Origin of the sequence: Alicyclobacillus sp. SP_1 (assembly GCF_024706985.1) — a bacterium.
Taxonomy (GTDB): domain Bacteria; phylum Bacillota; class Bacilli; order Alicyclobacillales; family Alicyclobacillaceae; genus Alicyclobacillus_I.
The window spans coordinates 63,050-83,141 of sequence record NZ_JAMCCX010000008.1 but is presented as its reverse complement, the minus strand read 5'-3'; the positions used below and the strand labels follow the sequence as shown (position 1 = coordinate 83,141).

The window sequence follows — 20,092 nt, the reverse complement described above, 5'->3', positions numbered from 1 at the left end:
CACCCACAGCACCTCTCACCAAACACTGAAACTTTACGTCCACACTGAGAGCGGGCCCCCACCACTGTCTGCTTACACGGCAAGCTGGTTATTGGGTCAGAGGCGAATCAGCCGTGTCACGATGCTCAAGACCCTGTGGCAATTTTTTGTCCGGTCTGACTTGCAATCTGCTTCGCTGCACTGTCCAATGCCTGCTGCGCCGGTTGATTTTGTAGCACCGCTTGTTGGAATACGTTGACAAGGATACTGTGCGCCGCCTCAAACCCTGCGGTATGGTATGCTGGGGCAATATTCGGAACTTCGTTGGCCGCAATCTGGAACACTTTTTGTCCGCCAAAGAAGGACAACGGCTTAGAAATCAGCGGATTGTTTGTGTAATACGGCTCATATGACGGGAAAATGCCGTATTTCATCGATATATTCAATGCTTTGGTGTTCGTCATGCAGAATTTCGCAAAGGAGAATGCAGTTTTTGGATGTGGCGTATTTTTCGAGATGAGCAAATTGGAGCCACCCAAATTGGCCGCGTGATTTCCATTGGCCGTGAACGCTGGCGTCGGGAATACACCCCACTTGCCGGCCTGGCTCGGCGCCGACTGTTCAATCGTTCCCACGTACCAAATGGCTGCAGGTGCCGTCGCAATCTCGTTGTTGACGAACTGCTGAATCGTGTCGTCCCATGCATTGGCGTAAGGCACGACAGAAATCAGTTTATCTTGATACAGCTCTTGCATCACCTTCAACGCACGAACGCCGGCCTTGTCATTGACAGTGATTTGTCCGTCCTTGTTAAAGATGAACTTCCCTTGCTCGTTCATCATTACTTTAAACAATCCGGTCGATCCGCTGCCCCAAGCGGTCAACTTGACTTTGTCTCCAAAGTGTTTCTGCAACTTGAGTCCAGCCTGGATGTAGTCGTTCCAAGTCTTGATATCTTTCGCCTGAATGCCAGCCGCCTTGAACATGTCTCGGCGATAAAACACCATGGTTGGGCCAATATCCCAAGGAACTCCATAGATCTTTCCATCGTAGGTCAAGGCTGCCCACTTAGGTGACGGAAAGTCACTCTTCAAATTAGCAACCTGATTCGTGACGTTCATGAACGAATTCGGGAATTTGCTGATGAAACTTGGCGCCATACTCGACTCAATGCTCATAATATCGGGAACGCCCGAACCTGCAGCTAATTCCGTGTTCAGTTTGGTGTATGTGTTCGTAGTACTATCCTCGACAATGACGTGAATGTGCACGTTAGGGTGCAGTTTCTCGTACAACTTGGCATCGCCTTGCAGCGTGTTTGCTGCTACGTTCCAACTCATGACTGTCAGGTCAATGGGTTTGGATGAACTCGTGGCGGCACCCGTGCTCGTGTTGCTGGTCGACGTATTCGATGTACTCGACGTTCCGCAACCAGCAACCATACCCAGCATGGCCATGGATGTGGCACCGACTGCCAGCCATTTTGTAGTCTTGTTCATAAATGAGCCCCCTAGTCCAAATGATGCTTGTTATTTCTTGTACTTTGCCACCATTCACACAACCCGAAGCGTAGAAAAACATACCAGTCTTCAAACCTATGCCTTTGTAACCGCGACATACTGACACAAACCAGTCAACCCACCGTAAGAAAGGAGAGACTCAGAAACAAAGCCAATGATGCTCAGTCTTTAACGTGAAGTCCTCTTTGAAATACTCTCCAACCTGTTGTTCAAGATGCACCAAGCTCGCACTTTGGACCGCGCTCGTGCAGAAAGTTGACTCTCATTTTTTACATGGTTTCGAAACCACATTAGTCCAACGACAAGAGCTACATTTGCGGCAAACGCAACTTCTACTGCCGCCACAGCACATTCCGAATCTTGGATGCTTACTGCCATTAGAGAAAACAACATTCAAACCACTCATAATGCCTTTTTTCAGAAACTAAGCAGCGTGTCGTGACGAGCGCTTTCCCTGCGCGGACAGTTGGCGATGATACCATCAACCATGCTGAATGCAATTCGACTATGGATTCGAAACCACATGCTACATACGAGAATTCGATTATGTTGAGATGGCGGCGATACAACGAGTAGAAAACGCTTTCTTACGGTTTCTCACATTCTACGCCATATCACCGAATTGTCAAGAGACTTTTACAAAAACGACGACTGCTCTCTTCCTTCGAGACAGGGTGCGCCAAAAGTACTCCACCCCAATGAACGCTTACTTCATTCCTCTAGCTGCACTCTGTAATATCCGATCTCGGTAGTGATAAGCACTTTTTCGCATCACTCGTTCCATCGTGTCATAGTTCACCTCAATCAGTCCAAAGCGCGGCGCAAAGCCTTCATCCCACTCAAAGTTGTCGAGCGCCGACCAATAAAAATACCCGCGGACATTCACCCCTTTTTCAATGGCGCGATGCATCGCATCTAAATGGGCGTCCAAATAACGAATGCGCAATGCATCATCCGGCGTAGAAATTCCGTTTTCTGTAATAAGGATTGGCCGATTGAATGCTCGTGCCTCCAAGAGAGCCTGCTCCAACCCTTCCGGATAAATGTCCCACCCCATGTCCGTCAAACCGAGTTCAGCGCGCGAGCCATTCTCGCCCCGACTCGACTGCGGCGTAAAAGGATGGCGAATCGTGGCAAAGGAACGTGTATAATAGTTAATCCCTAAATAGTCCTGGAGATCTCCCACCGCGAGGATGACGCGACGATTAAACAGGTGATGGAGTGTCCGTGCGAGAACTACGTCTGCGGGGGAAGTGGACCATGGCTCGAATAGATTGATGTGATGAGCAAGGCCAACCAGCGCTCCAGGCTGAACCGTCTTAATGAGATGATATGCGCCTTTATGCGCAGCAATCAACTGGTTGGAGACACGCAGAGTGCGAGCTAAGTTATGTTGTCCTGGCGGCCATACGCCGTAAAGATAACTGTTGACCGCATAGACCATCGGCTCGTTGATGGTGACATAGAGACGGACGAGAGACCCCATCGTTTCCACCACACGCCGCACGTAGCGCAAGAACATCCTCGGGCCGTCCGGCTGCAAAAATCCTCCATCCATCGCAAACCATTGCGGCAATGTGAAATGATGCAATGTCAAACACGGCTCCATACCGTGGTCGCGCATTTGTTGAACCATCTGTCGATATTTTGACAGCGCCTCGACGTCGAATTCCCCTTGCCGCGGTTCAACGCGACTCCACTCGACCGAAAATCGATAGGCGTTAACCCCGAGTTCTGCAAACAACGAGAAGTCTGACTCTGCCCTTTCCCAATGCCCACTGGCTTGGCCTGATTTTTCCTGACGCTTAATGCGTCCCGCATCCTCCCACAACGTCCAGTCATTTCGGTTGCCGCCTTCCACCTGATGACTGGCAGTTGCCGTTCCCCATAAAAACTGAGGGAATTCGCTAGGCCACTCCACCTGATTCCTCACGGTCCCAACTCCTCGTCGTTCATCTCCTGCAACATTTGGATAGTATCGCTGAGACTATTGTGAAAGATGCGTTTTGCCACATCCAGCAGGTCGAATAGAAGTGGATCTTTCACAGAGTACATCACTCGCGTGCCTTCTTTCACTCCGATGACGATATTCTTAGCGCGCAGAATGGCGAGTTGCTGCGATACGACGGCACTCTCAATGCCCATGTGTTCCTGAATTTCATGCACGTACTTGTCCCCATCTCGCAGTAACTCAAGGATGCGTATGCGAAGTGGGTTTGCGAGCGCTTTGAAAAAATCCGCTTTGAACGCCTGCAATTCCTGCGCCATGTCACATCACGTCCTTTTTTGTGAATCCCATTCTTCGGCACGTTCAACCGCGGTGACCATACCATCCAAGATATCCATCGGCGAAGGTGGACAGCCGGGCACATAGACCGTCACCGGGAAGAGCTTGTCCACGCCTCCGCGATTGGCATACGTCGGCCCTATCATACCTCCATCCAAGGCGCATGCACCAACCGCAACCAACAGCTTCGGAAGAGGCGTTGCTTCGAAAGTCCGCACTACCGCTTGCTCGAGATTTCGCGTCACCCCCCCGGTGACAAGAAGCAAATCCGCGTGGCGGGGTGATGCTACGAAATCTAAGCCAAAACGCTGCATGTCGTACAGTGGGTTTAACAGGGCCATGGCTTCAAATTCACAGCCATTGCACGAGCCAGAGTCCACATGACGGACGTGCAATGACCGTCCAAACAAGCGACAACTGGCGGCTTTCAAACGTCGCTCCAAATGCTCATCGGCTTCTGTCAGATGACCCAAGTTCCAGCGCTTTCTCAATGGACCCAGCATCTTCGGTCTCCTCCTTTACACGTAACGGACTGTTCACACGTAACGGACTGTTCACCCAGCCCCATCACCGGTCACAGCACGCATAGCAGAGCTCAAAGCTCTTGTTAATGAGCGGAAAGTCGGGAACAATGTTACCTTGCACGGCTTTTGCAACGGCGGGCCAATTGGCATATGTGGCAGACCGCACATGATATCTGGCGATGCGCCCCGCCTCATCGGTCGCCAGAAAATGAAAATTTTCTCCTCGTGGCGACTCGGTCACCCCAACGGCATAGGATTCTTTTGGATAGTCTTCAATTGGCTCCTTCACGGGCCCCTCTGGAAGCCTGTTCAATACCTGGCGAATCAGCGAAAATGACTGTCGCGCCTCTAACAAACGCTGCCAATAGCGTGCAAAGACATCTCCCTCAGCCTGAACAGGCACCTCAAACTGCAACGCGTCGTAGGCCAAATACGGTTGGTCACGGCGTACGTCGAGCGGGAGTCCGCTGGCCCTGGCGGCGGGTCCAACAACCCCCAAGTTCAATGCGTTTTGCACCGACAGCACGCCTGTCTTGCGAAAGCGATTTTGAACAACATCATCGGTAACAACAGCCTGCACTAAGTCTTCGACCCGCGGTTCTATCCGCGAGAGCGCTCGCTCGAGTTCCAGTAGTTGTCTCTCCGTAACATCGACAGCCATCCCGCCCAAGGCGACAGACCCTTTCAGGTAGCGGTGTCCGGTCAAGGCCGCATTGGCTCGCAGAAGTTGCTCTTTCAGGGCGGATCCCGCTGTACTTCCGTATGCATAGCCAATACCGGCGCAGATATTGCCGAGATCGCCCACATGATTATAAAGTCGTTCAAGTTCCGCCACGAGAACGCGCAAGTAGCTGGCGCGAATGGGGATGGTCACACCACTGAGACTTTCCGCAGCCGTTGCGTAGGAGATGGCGTGAGAGACACTACAGACGCCACAAACTTGCTCGGCAAACGGCAAACCAGATGATACATCCAGTCCTTCCACACGTTTTTCCAGCCCGCGATGGGTATAGAACAATTTTGGTTCGAGGTGAAGGACCGAATCACCCATCACCTGAAAACGAAAATGACCGGGTTCAATGATGCCGGCATGAATGGGCCCAACAGGCACTTCGAAAACACCTTCGCCGTCCACCTTAGGATAGGTCCAGGAGGCATCCACGTAGGTTTGTCTTCTCTCCAGTGGATAGTCCTTTCGCAGCGGATATACTCCTTGTGGCCAATGTTCGTGCAAAACCAACGGACGAAGGTCTGGGTGACCTACGGGTACCAGTCCAAAGAGATCGTGCGATTCACGTTCGGCCCACGCTGCCGCTGGCAGGATGGAGGTGACGGAAGCATACGAGGGACGTTCAGCTGGAATTCGCGCCGAGACTGCGGTGTATGCAGAAGAGGCGGTAGCGCCACATTCGGTGGCAAAGAAGTACCTCAGCACAAACGCCACGACGTCTTTCCGATGCCGTTCGTCCGTCGCCACTGCATTCAGGAATCGACCTCCCTGAAGAAGAATATCAGTTACGGCACCTGGTAATTGGTATGGTTCAGACTCCACCGTTCGAATGCCACGAAACCCCTTGTCTGCGTTCATTCTTACCCATGCTCCTTTATGAGGGAATACGCGCTAGAATATCTGATGCATGTTGAATGAGTTCCGAGAACGATTGCGGAGCATAGACGCCCATCGTCACGACCAACACCATAGGCAAGAGAAGCGGCCAGGTTGACCAGCGGCTCAGTGGAAGTTCAGGCGATTTCACGCGCTCATGCTCACCAAACACCATGCGCAGCAAATGATAGAGCATGGCTGCAAACACGAGTGCAATCAAAGCCATGAGCACAATCGTAGGCAGAATGTCCCGGTTTTGAAAGCCCGCTACAAAAATCGTGAATTCGCTTGTAAATACGCTGAAAGGCGGCACTCCCGTCACCGTCAACAGACCGATGAGCAACACCACTCCAGTGAACGGCATCCTCCGCAGCACACCGACCATGCGCCCCATCTGCTTCGTCCGATACTGCTGAACTACATTCCCTGCCCCGAGGAACAGCATGGATTTGCCCATCGAGTGGTTGAACATCTGAAACAGGGCAGCAGAATAACCAAGCGGACCTCCAATGCCCATTGCAACCGCAATAATCCCCATGTGTTCCACCGTCGAGAAAGCGAGCATTCGTTTAAAGTCTCGCTGTACCAGAAGAAATGGGAACGCAACGAAGACGGACAATAGCCCGAATCCGATCAAGAGATGTTGAACCCAATGTCCCGACAACGTATCTTCTGCGACCACCGCGAAGCGAATCAGCGCAAACATGGCACAATTGAGCAGTGCGCCAGATAGTAATGCACTGATGGGTGACGGTGCCTGGCTATGAGCATCTGGCAACCAAAAGTGCATCGGTGCAAGTCCCACTTTGGTGCCAAACCCAACTAAGATAAATGCGAAAGACAAGAGCACCAGTTGCGGTTGCAAGTGTAAATTCGGATTGGACAAGACGGTCCAATCCAAGCCTTGACTGCGAACGCCGAGGCGGACAATCGAAGAGGCATAGAGAAGAATGACCCCGAGTAAAGCCAATGCAATTCCGGCACTGCAAAGGAGCAAGTATTTCCATGTGGCTTCAATCGCCTCAGCTTTGTGGTAAATTGCGACCAAAAAGGCAGATACCACTGTGGTGGCTTCCATACCCACCCACAGCAAACCGAGATTATTGACGACGACAACAAAGATCATCGTCGCGAAAAATCCGTGATAGAGCGCGTAGTACGCACGAATTTGACGCATATTCAATGCCTTTTCGGACCATTCGCGCCGAATGTAACCTATGGAGTGGAGGCCTGCCGTCCATCCGACCAGTGCCAAAATCAGCAGCAGAACCGCACTCAAAGCGTCTACGTGGAAGAAGAGGTGGTCGGTCGTCATAGCTCCTGCCTGAACAACATGGCTTACGAGCCACAACAGCAGAACACACGTCATCGTCACCCCTACGAGATGCACGACCTCCAAGGCGCGACGCCAGGGAAGAAAGACACAAGTGAGACCCACAACAATCGGTAACAGTACGACACTAGGTACCCATAAGTCGACGAGATTCAATAGAATTCACCCTCGCAATCGGCGTAAATGGTCCGTATTCGTGCTTTGAAAAACTCGGTCCATGCGATAAGTCAGCATGCTGATCAAGATGACTGCAACAAAAATATCCAGAAATACGCCGATATCCACTAAAAACGGCATTCCGTATGTCAACAACAGAGCCGCAAGGAACAGACCATTCTCCATGACCACTAATCCAATACCTTGCATGATGGCTTTTTTGTGCGTCATCATCATGAGCAATCCAATGAGCAACATGGCAATCGAAATGGCCAGCACACCATGCGGCACATCCATTCCAGAGATTTTCAACTTTGATGTGGTGACATAAGCCACCACCAGCAGTGCTCCCCCTGCCAACAAGGACAACTCTCGTCCAATGAGCTTCTCTGTCTCACGGTGGATATCAATCTTCTTCAATGTGTAGTTCAGTACCCAGGGAATTCCGAGACCCTTCACCAAAATGGTCAAGGCGGCAATGACGTACAAGTCGGAGGTTCCTGTCCTCGCAGCCATCCAGATAGCGATGAATCCGAGAAAAAACGATTGGAGTGCCAGAATGCGAATTGCAGTCACAATGCGTTTCCAATAGAGCAAAGAAATCGTGGTGAGCATCAAGCCAACCGAAAGTACCTGTAAGGAAACCACCGCACACGCTTCTCTCTCAAAGAATGAATGCAAACTCGACCCATTCGATATTCACAGCAAATACTGAGCGACAATCGCGATTAGCGAAAGAGTCATGGCAGCCGCCAACAATCGTGGAACTCGGAACAGTCGAATTTTGGCGTAGGACATTTCCACGAACGCCACGACGAGGCCGACGAACAATAGTTTGATGAAAAACAACGCCACTCCAAGTAAGAGGCGAAGCGGTGTGGCGCGGTCATCGGCCATTCCCCACGGCACGCACAAATCGATAAACAGGGTATAGAGAAAGATCTGTTTTAGCTCCGCGCTCCACATCATGAGCGCGAGCCGTTTTCCTGAGTACTCCAAGAGCATTCCTTCATGAATCATGGTCAACTCCAGATGCGTGTCCGGATTGTCCACTGGCAACCGCCCGGTTTCTGTCAATAGAACTAAGAAGAACGCCAAAAGAACAAGATAAAAGACGGGCGACAAAAGAATCCCAGGGTGCAAGATGGTGTGAGCCGTCACGGTCACAATGTTCAGCGTGTGATCGGAGAGAACGAGCGCCAGCAAGGTCAGAAACAGCGCTGGCTCAGCGGGCAGAGACACAAACATATCTCGACTCGATGCCATTGCCCCGAAAGAACTGCCCGTGTCGATGCCGGACAGAGCCGTGAAAAAGCGGGCCAATCCCAACAAGTAGACGGCCAGTAGTAGCGTACTGGTACTCGCCAGTAAGCTACTGTCGAGGAAAACGGGCACCAAAGTGACCGCGGTAGCTGTAGCCGCAAAAACGATGTATGGAGTGATAAGGAAAATTGGGGACGCGTGCTCCGAAACGATTTCGTCCTTATGCAAATACTTCCATGCATCCCGATAAGGTTGCCATACGGATGGACCTGTTCGTCCTTGCAGCCAAGACTTGCACTTCTTAATGACTCCCTGCAAGGCTGGCGCAAAGACCAACAACAGTAGAACTTGTAATACGTTGACGAATGCGGTCATCATCACAAAGTCACCTCACAAGAAAGAGAACGAACAGTAGCGTCAGAAACAAGTAGGCCATGTAGCTTTGTACTTGCCCGTTCTGGACTTTGCGGATGACATTGGCTGCCACCAGCAGTGCCGATACCAGCGGTCGATACAGATAGGTCTCCGCAAACGGCGGGATACGATGCACATAGAGCAGCCGTTTGGGGAAATGTTCGTCTCCTTCCGTCACGGAAAGTTGCCGCGAAGTGCGGAAGAGCTGTTGAAAAGCGATTCGAACCGGCTTACTGTAGCCACTCGCGGTGTACGCCATGCGCCCATCGACCGTCATGCCGCCCGACCAAACCGGACCGACCGTTCGTGCCTTCTTGCCACTGGCCCTGTTCCCATAACGGCGAAACAACCAAAGCGACAGCAAAGCCATGACAAGCAGCGCGAGCACGATAGACAGTGGCTCAAAGTTCCCGATGGTACTGTGAATCGGCGCAGGTATCATGGTCAACCATGAGATGTTGTTCATGCCTATACTTGGTGAGACACCGACCGGATCGACCAACGTCAATAAGCGAATAGACGGCTCCAGCAGCCTGAGCAGCCAAAATGGGTAAACTCCGAGGAGGACGCAGGCCAGCGCCAGCGCTCCCATGCCAATGCGCATGGTCCATGACACCTCTTTGGCGTTTGTAACAGCTTCACTACGTGGCATGCCGAGAAAGGTCATTCCGAAGGAGCGAACAAAGGCCATGGCCACCAAGGCGCCCGTGCCAGTGAGGGCGAAGAGCAGCAAGATTGCAACGATGTGTACCCATAGAGAAGCTCGGATAATAGCAAGCATCACAAACGACTGAAACAACATCCACTCTCCGACAAACCCATTGAGTGGTGGCATGGAAGAAATGGACAAAGCTGCAATCAGTGCAAAGACAGCCGTCCAGGGCATTTTGCGCATCAGCCCTCCGAGCAGATTCAAGTTCTGGGTATGGGTCGACGCGAGGACACTGCCTGCCGACAAAAAAGACAAACTCTTGAATAGCGCATGATTGAGACTGTGCACCAAGACGGCTAGTAAAGCGAATGCTGCAAAGTCTGGTTGATGAAGCGAAAAGAGAAGCATGGAGACGCCGACTCCCATAAACAACAACCCCATATTCTCGATGCTGCTGTAAGCGAGCATCCGCTTTTGCTCATGTTGGAGAAGAGCATACAAAATTCCCAACACGGCGCTTGGCACGCCGATTGCGGCGACCACCATCCCCCACCAAAGCGGAATTTGGCCAACCCCAAAGAATAAAAAGACGACCATTAAAAAACCGTACAGTGCCGTTTTAATCATGACTCCAGACATCAGTGCGGAGACGTGACTGGGCGCTACGGGGTGAGCTCTCGGCAACCAGATATGAAAGGGAATCAACCCGGCTTTCGTGCCAAAACCTACGAGCATCATCAACAACACTAGGCTCTTTGCCGTGGTAGGCATGTCCAACTTGGAAAACTCAGAGAATTGGTAACTATGGGCGTAATGCGCCATGACAAAGAAGCCCACGGTGAGAAAAACAGTGCCTAAGTGAGTCATCACCACGTAGATGAAGCCTGCTCTCTGTATTTCGGAGCGCTCGTGCTCATACATGACGAGGAAAAAGGACAAAATGGACATGGACTCCCAAGAAACCAGAAAAGTAAACACGTCTCCAGCGAGGACCACCGAGGCCATACTGGCCAAAAACGCCAACACACCCGCGAGCAATAACGAAACCGAAACGGCTCCTTTCTCCTGTCGATACTCTCGCACGTAGCCAACTCCGTATAGCGAGACCAACAGTCCGACGGAGCCGATGAGCAAGAGAAAGAAGTCGGAAAGAGGATTCGTTCGATAGACGATGCTCGTGAACGAATGGATACTCGAGCGCACCATGAGCTGCGCTTGTGTCTTATGCAACTGTGGTTGGAGCAATCCGAAGAGACCAGCAACAGCAAGTCCTGCCGACGCCAGCATCCCGGCACTATGACCAACCCAAACTGCCTTTTGCCAACACAGCGCGACCAGTGAGGCCAGTAAGAAAACAGCCATGCAAAGAACATCGACGCCAAGAGCTCCGGATGCAAACAATTTCAATCCCCCAACTCTGTTGAGCACATCTGGACGAACCGATTGAAGGAAACGTGATCACCTTACGGAGACGCGATGGTGCACTTCATGGCAGTCACCTCAATATGAATATATTAATATATCTATATTGCTATATTACTACATAAGAGAGATTCGTCAACTGAGGACGACAAGTCCTGTGATAAACTTATGGACAGGACCTGTTTCGCCCAGCAAGGGCAATGGCGGGCGTCGGCAAAGTTTGTCACGATGAGAACCTTAAAGGAGCCTTGCGATGAAAAAATGGACCGTGCTATCGAGTCAATACGTCGTGGAAAACGCCCCGTACATTCGCACAAGAAGAGACCACTGCCGACTTCCAAGCGGTATGGAGATTGACTCGTATATTCAGGAATACACCGATTGGGTGAATGCCGTCGTGTTGACGGAAAAGGACGAGATAGTGTTGGTGAAACAATATCGGCATGGGATTGGGGACTTTCTTCTGGAAATTCCAGGAGGGATGATGGAGCCCGGAGAAGACCCGAGGGAAGCCATTGTTCGTGAGGTGGCGGAAGAGACGGGTTACCGTTCTCTCGAATCACCGATACTGCTCGGCGAGTTTTACCCGAATCCAGCCACTTCCAACAATCGCTCCCGCACTTACTTGTTCCAGCGGGCAGTGTGCACGGAAGAACAACATTTAGACAGTACCGAGGAGCTTGAGGTGCACCTGATACCTTTTCACGAGTTTGGGGCGATGATACGGAGCGGAGAGGTGCCTCAAATTTTCTCAGTCACTGCGTATTTCCTGACGAAAGACTTCCTACACCGATAGACTCCTGCATCATCTCGATGAGCCTTCGAGCTGCATCGGCCGCGCTACGGGCGCCCATCACAGCAGAGACGACCGCCACTCCGTCGGCTCCCGCCGCGCGGACTTGAATCGCATTGTCCACCGTAATTCCGCCAATGGCCACGAGTGCAGTTCGCTCTCGACTCTTCGAGCCGGCTGTGTCGGCCGTCACGGCGGCGCGAATCGCGGCCAGTCCGTCCAATCCACAGAGGTCCGCATCTTGCTTCGTGGCGGTTGGAAAGATGGCCCCCACACCCAGGTAATCGGCACCGTCGCGGATGGCGGCCAGCGCCTCTTCGACGGTGCCGACCGAAACCCCGAGAATCCCATGCGGCATAAGACTCCGGGCATCGCGGCAGGAGATATCCGTCTGACCGACGTGCAATCCATCCGCCTCCGTCAACAGAGCTACATCCAAGCGATCATTGACGACGTAAAGTGCTCCAAAGCGCGCGGTGATTTTGCGAATTTCCCGTCCAATCGCAACGAGGCGTCCACCATCTGCATTTTTTTGACGCAATTGCACGGTAGTCGCGCCCCCTTCCAGCGCCGACGCGACTGCGTCGAGCAAGCTGGTCTCATCCTCGCGCCCATCCGTCACGACGTAAACGCGCAATCGGTCAGCCAAAGAACGCGAAGATATCAGGCGTCCATGGTCCGTCATTTCATCTGCTCCTTTCGCAGTCGGCTCTCAATGGTTGCAGGCGTCATTTGATAGAGTGCGTCGAGCAAGGCGATATAAAACGACCCGGGTCCGTCGGCACGTTCCGCGGCCAGTTCTGCGGCCACGTTGAGACAAGTGATGGCGGCCATCGCGGCCTCCGCATACACCCGCAGGGTAGCCGCCGAATTCGACGGTAAAATGGCCTGGGAGGCACGCCAATTTCCCGCTGTTTCAAAATTCGCTTGACCTCCTCGGCTGACCACGCCGACAAACGCCCCGACAAGCCCAGTCAGCGCGCAACCCATCCCCGTGACCCTCGCCAACATGGGATGGCCATTGTACAGCTTCCAAATTGTCTCCCCATCCGTGACAATATCGACCGCACCCGTTGCCACCAAGACCGTTCCAAACGCGAGCGCATATCGTCGCATCGCTTCCGGTAAGTCTGCGTTGGTGCCGTGTGAATCCACGCCGATCACGCTACCCCCAGAACCAACCAATTGCCCTATTTCGCCAGCATTGCCGCGCAAAATGTCTACCTGTACTTCAGCGACCAAGCGTTCGACAGAGTCTGTGCGAAAGGGAGTCGCGCCGGTCCCGACCGGATCGAACACCACTGGCACTCCACAGCGATTGGCCTCACAGCCAGCGAGCCGCATGGCTGTGACAACATCTGCATCAACGGTGCCAATGTTGAGACAGAGCGCTTTAGAGATACGCGTCATGTCCGCGACCTCTTCCACGGCATGCGCCATGACTGGAGCGGCACCGACCGCGAGTAGCGTGTTCGCAACCGTGTTCATCACGACTAAATTTGTGATGTTGTGGACGAGCGGGCGCCCCTGTTGCACGCGATTCAACCAGTGGCCGAGCTTCATCTGCATCCCTCCTGATGCCGGAATGACGTCGATAACGAATGTAACAGAATTCCCTTCATCGTACTACGAACGTCTTGGTGCGGGTCCGAAGAATTAGAGTCCGGGAAACCCCGGGATGACCGTCAACCCGCCGTAGACACCGAGACCCGCGGTGACAACAACGACAACAATCACCACCCACTTGTACCAGCCGCGAAGACGAACGCCGTCTGGTAGAGCCTTGATGGCGAGAGCGACCAAAAAGCCGAGCACCAGCGGCAACAAAAACGCATTGACGACTTCCACCAAAATGTCGAGAGAGACCAAATTGCGCACGACAATGACCATCGTTCCAGCGGCCAGCACGATGAATGTGAAAACACCGTAAAACCAAGGTGCCTCCATGACGTGATGCTCCAGAGAATGTTTGACCCGGGTAACCTCACCAAAGCCCCAAGCAAACCCTAGCGATTCGACGATAGCCGCTACCGCGCCTGCTCCAATCATGCCAAACGCATAGACATCGCGCCCTAACTGGTGGCCGAGAAACGGCGTTAACGCAGTCGACAACTGACCGACTGTGTTAAGGGGTACATTCGGATGCACGCGGCCAATCGTCGCGGCAGTCGCAATCAGAACCGCCGCCATGATAGCCTGTGTCAAAACGGCGCCGATGGCCGTGTCTATTTTGGCATGTTTATACGAGGCAGGCCCCAAGCCTTTATCGGTCACAGCCGACTGTTGATAAAAAATCATAAACGGCATGATGACCGCTCCAATGCTGGCAGACACCAGCAACAAGTAACCGTTGTTACCTATAGGCATGTCTGCGAGACTCGTTATCATATCGTGCAGATTCGGGTGACTGACAATGGCAATGCCGAAAAACACAAGTTCAAACAGACCGACCAAAATGGCGATTCGCTCAACTTTGCGGTAAGCACCGGTGTAAACGACGAGAAGCAAAAAGACAATACCGAGCACAACCCCCACCCATCGTCCAATGCCAAAAAGGCTGCACACACCAGCAAAACCCGTAAATTCGGTAAGCAGTCCTCCGGCTGCGGACAACCCTAGTCCTGTCAGTGAAACGTACGACCACACTCCCCCAAACGTCTCACGAATTAACTCCCCGTGTCCCTTCTTTGTAAAAATCCCAAGGCGGACGGTGAGTTCCTGAACCATGTAGAGAATGGGCATTAAAATAAATTGTAAGAGTAGTAATTTGTATCCCCACTCCGCTCCACTCTGTGCAGCGGTGATGACGCTGCCCACGTCCGAATCTGCCAACATGACCACCAGTCCAGGGCCAATTGCAAGAAGAAATGCTTTTAACCCTACGCCCGCCGCTCGTTGCATCGGAGATTTTGTCGAATCAGTAGCCATTTCTGCAACTCCTTCATAGGTGAATCGTCAGTGGTTCGGTGAGCGACTGAGCTCGGTCCAAGATACGACTCCTGTTAGCGCGACCAGCGCCGCGCATTGTTGACTCATCTAGTCAACTTTACTGTCGCCTATTATATAGTTTGATTTATATAACATCAAGAGTTAGTTGAAACTAATTCGAAGAATTTTATGATGCACATGGATGTCGTAGAAGCGTCCAACAAGGCCGTCTTCGCAAAAAAGCGAAGAGTACGATGATCGACGGCCGCAAGAAGACCGCCCATCTTGAGCATGCCGCTAGGGGCGCATGTCACCCCTTCGGTTTGAAGACGACCGCCGCTAAAAAACCAAATACAATCGCTGCAGAAATACCAGCACTCGTGACTTCGAAAATCCCCGTCAAAACACCGACCAACCCCTGAGTTTTCGCTTCCATCAGAGCTCCGTTGACCAGTGCATTGCCAAAGGACGTAATCGGAACCGTGGCCCCGGCTCCTGCAAATTCCGTGATTTTGTCGTACCAGCCAAGACCACCAAGAATCGCGCCAGCAACGACCAGCGTGGACACGGTGTGGGCCGGCGTCAACTTCATCACATCCATCAGAAATTGGCCAATCAAACAGATGAATCCACCAACCAGAAAAGCCCATACGTATATCATGGTAAACTCCGCCCCCTCGCTCCCATACTCACTGCCAAAAAGCCACTGCAACCGCTCCACACCGACTGCTTGTCAGGGCGTATCTCCGTCTCGTTCGATAGCGACCGCATGGGCAATGCAAGGGATACTCTCCCCTTGCTGAAAGGATAGCGGCGACAGCAGGGCCCCCGTAGCCACCACCAAGATACGTTTCCAACGCCCTCGCCGTAGTTCACGAAACAGGTGTCCGTATGTCACTGAAGCGGAACAACCACAACCGCTGCCTCCCGACCAGACCGCAGGGTTGTCTCCGTAAATAAGCAGACCGCAGTCCGCATATCGGTCATCGGGGATGTGTATACCATGCCGCACCATCAGTTCGCCGAGAATCTTGGCACCCACTTTCCCCAAATCGCCCGTGACCACCAAATCATAATGTTCTTCGCCCACGTCCAAATCTCGAAAGTGCGCCTCGATGGTCGCAAGAGCTGCCGGAGCCATCGCTGCACCCATGTTGAACGGGTCCGTCAAGCCCATATCCACCACCCGCCCAACCGTGGCGCTGGTGACCGCCAGTCGACCTTTTGTCTCCTCATCCTTCGCAATCGGGTCGATCACGCTACCATCCACCGCCTCGTTCGCTGCTGCTTCGACGGCTCCAACGACCGCCGCACCCCCCGCAGTCACAGTCCACTGAGCTGTAGGTGGCTTTTGCGACCCGTACTCTGTAGGATACCGATATTGCTTCTCAGCAGACGCGTTGTGACTCGCGGTCGCCGTCATCACATAGCGCGCGCACTGCTTGTCCACTAACAGTGCCGCCAAAGCCAAGCCTTCCATCGAAGTGGAGCAAGCACCGAAAATTCCGAGGTACGGGCTGGCCAAAGTTCTCGCGGCAAACGACGAAGAGATGATTTGATTCATCAGGTCGCCACTGAGAAAGAACTGAATGCGGTCTTTGGTCAGGTGCGCTTTCTCGATAGCTTTGTCGCACGCCTCGTGAAGGAGCATCTGCTCCGCTTGTTCCCAACTTTTCTGTTGCAGCAATAAATCTCCATGGAGAATGTCAAAATCCTCTGCCAACGGTCCTTGTGCTTCAAACGGCCCTCCAACCACAGCCGTGGAGAGAATTTGAGGACGGGTGGAGAACTTCCAACTCTGGTGTCCAATGAGCACAAGTCAACCTCCAAGTCCTGGTAAACTGCGGATGATCCCGATGAAAAATGCGGCGACGACGCCAAACACGAGAACGGATCCGGCCAATTTGAACATATTCCCACCGACTCCGAGGACATACCCCTCACTCTTGTGCTCGAGGGCTGTTGAAACAATGGAATTGGCGAATCCAGTGACTGGAACGGCCGTTCCCGCACCCGCAAAAGAGGCAAGTTTGTCGAACACCCCGAGCCCGGTCGCAAGAGCTGCCAGTAGTATGAGAATGGCGACGGTTGGATTGCCTGCGGTCTTTTGTGTAAACCCAAAGTAGTGAATGAACATGTCTTCCAGGCCCTGGCCGAGAACGGAAATCGCGCCGCCGACCACGAATGCCCGAATGAAATTTTGCAACAACGGGCGAGACGGCTCATAGGCTTTGGCCAGAGCCTGATATTCCCGCTGTATCGGTGTCAATTTTTTTGCGTTGGCTTGTGCCATGCGCTCTCCCTCCTTGTGTCTGAACGAAGCACATCTTACAATCCACTGCCAGCGCCATCGAGAAACGGTTGCAAGCGCCGCAATAAAGACTTTAGTATGACGGCGCCGCGAGCATAATCGCGTTTTGCCTCCACATTTTCTACGGACAAAGCATAGAGTTCGAGGTCTGCTTGAACTTTCTTTAAAGTGACAAACGTCAATTTTAGAGTTTGTGGAACGGGAACTTGAATCTTGTCGTCATACAAATCGACATACAACTGCCCTGTGCCATCCACCTGACCGAGAAAGACGTTGTCTACCGTTACACCTTGCTTCTCCAGTTCCGCATGAAGCCAGCGGCGGTTGAATCCGAGCGCCGCGAGACCCTCATCGACCATGCTGCCATCCATAATGACCGCTTGCGGTGCGGTGACAGGAGCCATCGGCCGCCCGATACTTTTGGCGGTCAGGGGCTGATTTTCCGACTTCAACAAAACGTTGACCTGGCCATTCGACTCCATCAGTGCAAACTCCACGTCTGCAGCCTGAAATGCGCCGCGGGAGCGCAATTGTTCAAGCAGTTCATCGACCGACATACGCTCTTTTTTTAAGTTGTCTTCCATGATTTTTCCGTCTTTGACAAGAACCCTCGCTCGCCCTTCAACGATGTTGCGGGCAACTTTGCTCTTCATGGCTAAAATACTTAGGCCAATGGGCAACGCCGTGTAGACGAACATCGGCAAAACGCCCTTGTACCAGACATCCTGAATGTCGTCCGCAATGATGGCCGCCATGTCCCCGATGGCAATACCGACCGTATATTCAAAAAACGTAATTTGCGACAATTGTCGTTTGCCAATCAGGCGGGTGAATAAAAAGACCGCCAAAAACGAGACGAGTGCCCGCAGCAAAATATTTAACCAGACTGGCATCTTGACCCTCCAGACAGAGAGGGAGAACGTGTCTCCCTCCTCGGCCATACTGACGAGACCACGTTTGTGCGGAATTCAACCACGAACTTAAAAGCCGGCGTAAGTCGGCTCCTCTTGTTCTATCTGGGAAACGCGCTGTTCGAGCGTATCCACCAGCGTTTGCGCGGTTTTTGCTGCCTCGGTGTACATTTGCTTTGCCTGCTGATTTTGGGTGGAGAGGGCAAACGTCTCAAGATTGGCTTGCGCACTTTTGAGCGATGCCACGGTGGTCTTCACCTGCTGCGCTACGGTCAAAATATCACCCCCAGTTCTGGTGGGATTATCATACCCACCGAAAACTGGGGTATACCGCAAGGCGAAGGGAGGTTTCGATTCGGAGGGCTAGAGAGAGGTGCCATTGGGCCGCTCTGGACACGCGGATTTGACGAGCGATACGAGACGGTCGATGCGATTGGAAATGATACCGTGAACTCCACAGCGGAGCATTGCATTCATGTCGTACACTTCGTCGACCGTCCAGACGCACAGGTTGATGCCGCGATTGGCGAATGTATGAACGGACCGCGCCCCATGAAACAAGTGGTCGGACGCAAAGTGATGCCGCAATTCCGGCTGCTCGACGCGAATCGGCCAAAGCCGATTGAGCGTCTCGTTGAGCGTATGATGTTCGTCGCGTTCTGCCTGAGCGCAGGCTTGAATGAACGCTGGCTGCAGAAATCGCTACATGAGACAAAGATACTCAGGTTCTAATTCACGCAATAATTCTTCGGAGGGGTGATACATATCTGTCCAAGTTAGGCCGATGCGAGCTTTGACTTTCCAGAGCCGTTCCAATGCCACCGTCATTCCAAAACTCAACCAGCGCATACGAGGCAATGACGACCGGAATGAACATCGGAACGATGTATAGAGAAGAGACGATTTTCGCCAGTCTTCCTTTGTTGAACCGCAGATAGATAGCAATCAGCCAGGCTAAGACAAAAGAAGTATCGTGGTCAAAACCGTGACCCAGATGGTGGTCCATAGGTCCCTTTGAAACGATTTTGTGTCCAACAATACGGTATATGGCGCGACCGCCTCAGTGCATCGGAGGAGCGGGCTTCGGAGAGCAATCAAAAGATGGTCTCCCTCTGCGCAAGCAACTTACAGCCGGGAGACGAAGTCCGCTTGGTCGGTGCCCCCGGCATCGTCTGGAGTACCACATCTTCGGAAGATTCCACCGAAGTTCTGCACACGTTTCCGACCTTTGGTCAGAGCTTTCTCTACGCCGAAGTGTGGAGACATTTTGCTGAAGTCGATGACACCCTGCTAGCGGCCCTCAGCAACCCTCTTTATTTTTGGTGATCGCTCCGTATTCTGACCACCAAAGCTCTCAAAAACGTTTTCTAATCATGCGAAAGATAACCATGGTGCCCGGTGACATACTGGTGCGCCATGGTCATTTATGAGCGAATGTGAATGAGATGAGACGTGCAATTCGGGCAACGAGTAGCAGCAGAAGGAATGTTGGACATGCAGTATGGGCAACTTTTCGTCTCCGGCTCAACTGGCCGGTGAGTTTCTGGTTTTTGACGATGGAAGCGATTGACTTGGCGAATGACCAGAAAAATGCAGATAGAGATAATAAAGAAGTCCACCACATTGCCGAGAAACGCTCCATAGTTAATGGTCGGCGCACCTGCAGCTTGTGCTTTTTCGAACGTGGCGTAATGGGTGCGCGACAAATTAATGTAAAGGTCGGAAAAATCCACTTTGCCGAGTAAGAGGCCAAGCGGCGGCATGACGATGTCATTGACAAGCGATGAGACGACCTTGCCAAAGGCACCACCCACGATGATGCCGATGGCGAGATCGACCACATTTCCCCGCGCAATGAACTTTTTGAACTCTTCCAACACTCCTCGTCACTCCCCGTTTCAAAGCCTTTGTCTGCTGCTCGTTGAACTTGAGCGCTCGTCTGTCCGCGAAATGTCGTTGGTGATGCTACCTGATAGAATAACATTCTCTGGCA

22 protein-coding genes are annotated in these 20,092 nt (G+C 52.5%); 3 read left to right on the top strand and 19 right to left on the bottom strand.

Annotated features, from left to right (window positions below; translation table 11 throughout):
- Nucleotides 1-125: 125 nt before the first annotated feature.
- The 9 genes from M4I36_RS01035 to M4I36_RS00995 form a co-directional block, all read right to left on the bottom strand.
- On the bottom strand, nt 126-1,478 hold the full coding sequence (locus M4I36_RS01035; protein ID WP_258109758.1) for an ABC transporter substrate-binding protein: 1,353 nt from the start codon (nt 1,476-1,478) through the stop codon (nt 126-128).
- Between the two features lie 727 nt (nt 1,479-2,205).
- Entirely contained in the window at nt 2,206-3,432 is a 1,227-nt protein-coding gene (locus M4I36_RS01030; protein WP_258109757.1) for a glycoside hydrolase family 1 protein, read from the bottom strand.
- Nucleotides 3,429-3,767: an ArsR/SmtB family transcription factor gene (locus M4I36_RS01025; protein WP_258109756.1), complete on the bottom strand. Its 339-nt coding sequence runs from the start codon at nt 3,765-3,767 to the stop codon at nt 3,429-3,431. The genes M4I36_RS01030 and M4I36_RS01025 overlap by 4 nt, the downstream gene beginning before the upstream one ends.
- 6 nt (nt 3,768-3,773) lie before the next feature.
- A complete protein-coding gene (locus M4I36_RS01020) occupies nt 3,774-4,289 on the bottom strand; it encodes an NADH-quinone oxidoreductase subunit B family protein (protein WP_258109755.1) in 516 nt (171 codons plus the stop codon).
- A 64-nt stretch (nt 4,290-4,353) separates the two neighbouring features.
- Nucleotides 4,354-5,898, bottom strand: a complete 1,545-nt coding sequence (locus M4I36_RS01015; RefSeq protein ID WP_258109754.1) for a hydrogenase large subunit — start codon at nt 5,896-5,898, stop codon at nt 4,354-4,356.
- A 16-nt stretch (nt 5,899-5,914) separates the two neighbouring features.
- Nucleotides 5,915-7,405 carry a hydrogenase 4 subunit F gene (locus tag M4I36_RS01010; protein WP_258109753.1) on the bottom strand — a complete coding sequence of 497 codons (1,491 nt, stop codon included), beginning with the start codon at nt 7,403-7,405 and terminating at the stop codon, nt 5,915-5,917.
- 6 nt (nt 7,406-7,411) lie between these two features.
- Nucleotides 7,412-8,053 carry a hydrogenase gene (locus tag M4I36_RS01005; RefSeq protein ID WP_258109752.1) on the bottom strand — a complete coding sequence of 214 codons (642 nt, stop codon included), beginning with the start codon at nt 8,051-8,053 and terminating at the stop codon, nt 7,412-7,414.
- 51 nt (nt 8,054-8,104) lie between these two features.
- A complete protein-coding gene (locus tag M4I36_RS01000; RefSeq protein ID WP_258109751.1) occupies nt 8,105-9,046 on the bottom strand; it encodes a respiratory chain complex I subunit 1 family protein in 942 nt (313 codons plus the stop codon).
- A 7-nt stretch (nt 9,047-9,053) separates the two neighbouring features.
- Nucleotides 9,054-11,135 carry a proton-conducting transporter transmembrane domain-containing protein gene (locus tag M4I36_RS00995; RefSeq protein WP_258109750.1) on the bottom strand — a complete coding sequence of 694 codons (2,082 nt, stop codon included), beginning with the start codon at nt 11,133-11,135 and terminating at the stop codon, nt 9,054-9,056.
- Between the two features lie 274 nt (nt 11,136-11,409).
- On the opposite strand from M4I36_RS00995, the gene M4I36_RS00990 reads away from it, so the two are divergent.
- A complete protein-coding gene (locus tag M4I36_RS00990; protein WP_258109749.1) occupies nt 11,410-11,952 on the top strand; it encodes an NUDIX hydrolase in 543 nt (180 codons plus the stop codon).
- Here M4I36_RS00990 and thiE read toward each other — a convergent pair.
- The 8 genes from thiE to M4I36_RS00950 form a co-directional block, all read right to left on the bottom strand.
- Nucleotides 11,912-12,634 (bottom strand): thiamine phosphate synthase, encoded by a 723-nt coding sequence (thiE, locus tag M4I36_RS00985; RefSeq protein WP_258109748.1) that lies wholly within the window; start codon nt 12,632-12,634, stop codon nt 11,912-11,914. The two genes, M4I36_RS00990 and thiE, sit on opposite strands and share 41 nt — an antisense overlap.
- On the bottom strand, nt 12,631-13,512 hold the full coding sequence (gene thiM, locus M4I36_RS00980; RefSeq protein WP_258109746.1) for a hydroxyethylthiazole kinase: 882 nt from the start codon (nt 13,510-13,512) through the stop codon (nt 12,631-12,633). The genes thiE and thiM overlap by 4 nt, the downstream gene beginning before the upstream one ends.
- Nucleotides 13,513-13,605: 93 nt before the next feature.
- Nucleotides 13,606-14,877 carry an NRAMP family divalent metal transporter gene (locus M4I36_RS00975; protein ID WP_258109745.1) on the bottom strand — a complete coding sequence of 424 codons (1,272 nt, stop codon included), beginning with the start codon at nt 14,875-14,877 and terminating at the stop codon, nt 13,606-13,608.
- A 310-nt stretch (nt 14,878-15,187) separates the two neighbouring features.
- Entirely contained in the window at nt 15,188-15,538 is a 351-nt protein-coding gene (gene spoVAE / locus M4I36_RS00970; RefSeq protein WP_258109744.1) for a stage V sporulation protein AE, read from the bottom strand.
- Nucleotides 15,539-15,610: 72 nt separating this feature from the next.
- Nucleotides 15,611-16,693 carry a stage V sporulation protein AD gene (locus M4I36_RS00965; RefSeq protein WP_258109743.1) on the bottom strand — a complete coding sequence of 361 codons (1,083 nt, stop codon included), beginning with the start codon at nt 16,691-16,693 and terminating at the stop codon, nt 15,611-15,613.
- Nucleotides 16,694-16,696: 3 nt separating this feature from the next.
- Nucleotides 16,697-17,170 carry a stage V sporulation protein AC gene (gene spoVAC, locus M4I36_RS00960; RefSeq protein ID WP_258109742.1) on the bottom strand — a complete coding sequence of 158 codons (474 nt, stop codon included), beginning with the start codon at nt 17,168-17,170 and terminating at the stop codon, nt 16,697-16,699.
- Nucleotides 17,171-17,205: 35 nt separating this feature from the next.
- A complete protein-coding gene (locus M4I36_RS00955; RefSeq protein WP_258109741.1) occupies nt 17,206-18,081 on the bottom strand; it encodes a DUF421 domain-containing protein in 876 nt (291 codons plus the stop codon).
- A gap of 87 nt (nt 18,082-18,168) precedes the next feature.
- Complete coding sequence (locus tag M4I36_RS00950; RefSeq protein ID WP_258109740.1) at nt 18,169-18,375, bottom strand: DUF1657 domain-containing protein; 207 nt, start codon at nt 18,373-18,375, stop codon at nt 18,169-18,171.
- 171 nt (nt 18,376-18,546) lie between these two features.
- Here M4I36_RS00950 and M4I36_RS16965 point away from each other — a divergent pair, with 171 nt between their 5' ends.
- Nucleotides 18,547-18,831, top strand: coding sequence for a hypothetical protein (locus M4I36_RS16965; RefSeq protein ID WP_258109739.1), 285 nt, complete (start codon nt 18,547-18,549; stop codon nt 18,829-18,831).
- Nucleotide 18,832: 1 nt separating this feature from the next.
- On the opposite strand, the gene M4I36_RS00940 is transcribed toward M4I36_RS16965, so the two are convergent.
- Nucleotides 18,833-19,105, bottom strand: a complete 273-nt coding sequence (locus tag M4I36_RS00940; RefSeq protein WP_258109738.1) for a hypothetical protein — start codon at nt 19,103-19,105, stop codon at nt 18,833-18,835.
- Nucleotides 19,106-19,113: 8 nt separating this feature from the next.
- Between M4I36_RS00940 and M4I36_RS00935 the strand changes: the two genes are divergently transcribed.
- Entirely contained in the window at nt 19,114-19,425 is a 312-nt protein-coding gene (locus M4I36_RS00935) for a hypothetical protein (RefSeq protein ID WP_258109737.1), read from the top strand.
- A 98-nt stretch (nt 19,426-19,523) separates the two neighbouring features.
- Here M4I36_RS00935 and mscL read toward each other — a convergent pair whose 3' ends face one another.
- Nucleotides 19,524-19,979, bottom strand: a complete 456-nt coding sequence (mscL, locus tag M4I36_RS00930) for a large-conductance mechanosensitive channel protein MscL (protein ID WP_258109736.1) — start codon at nt 19,977-19,979, stop codon at nt 19,524-19,526.
- Between the last annotated feature and the right edge of the window lie 113 nt (nt 19,980-20,092).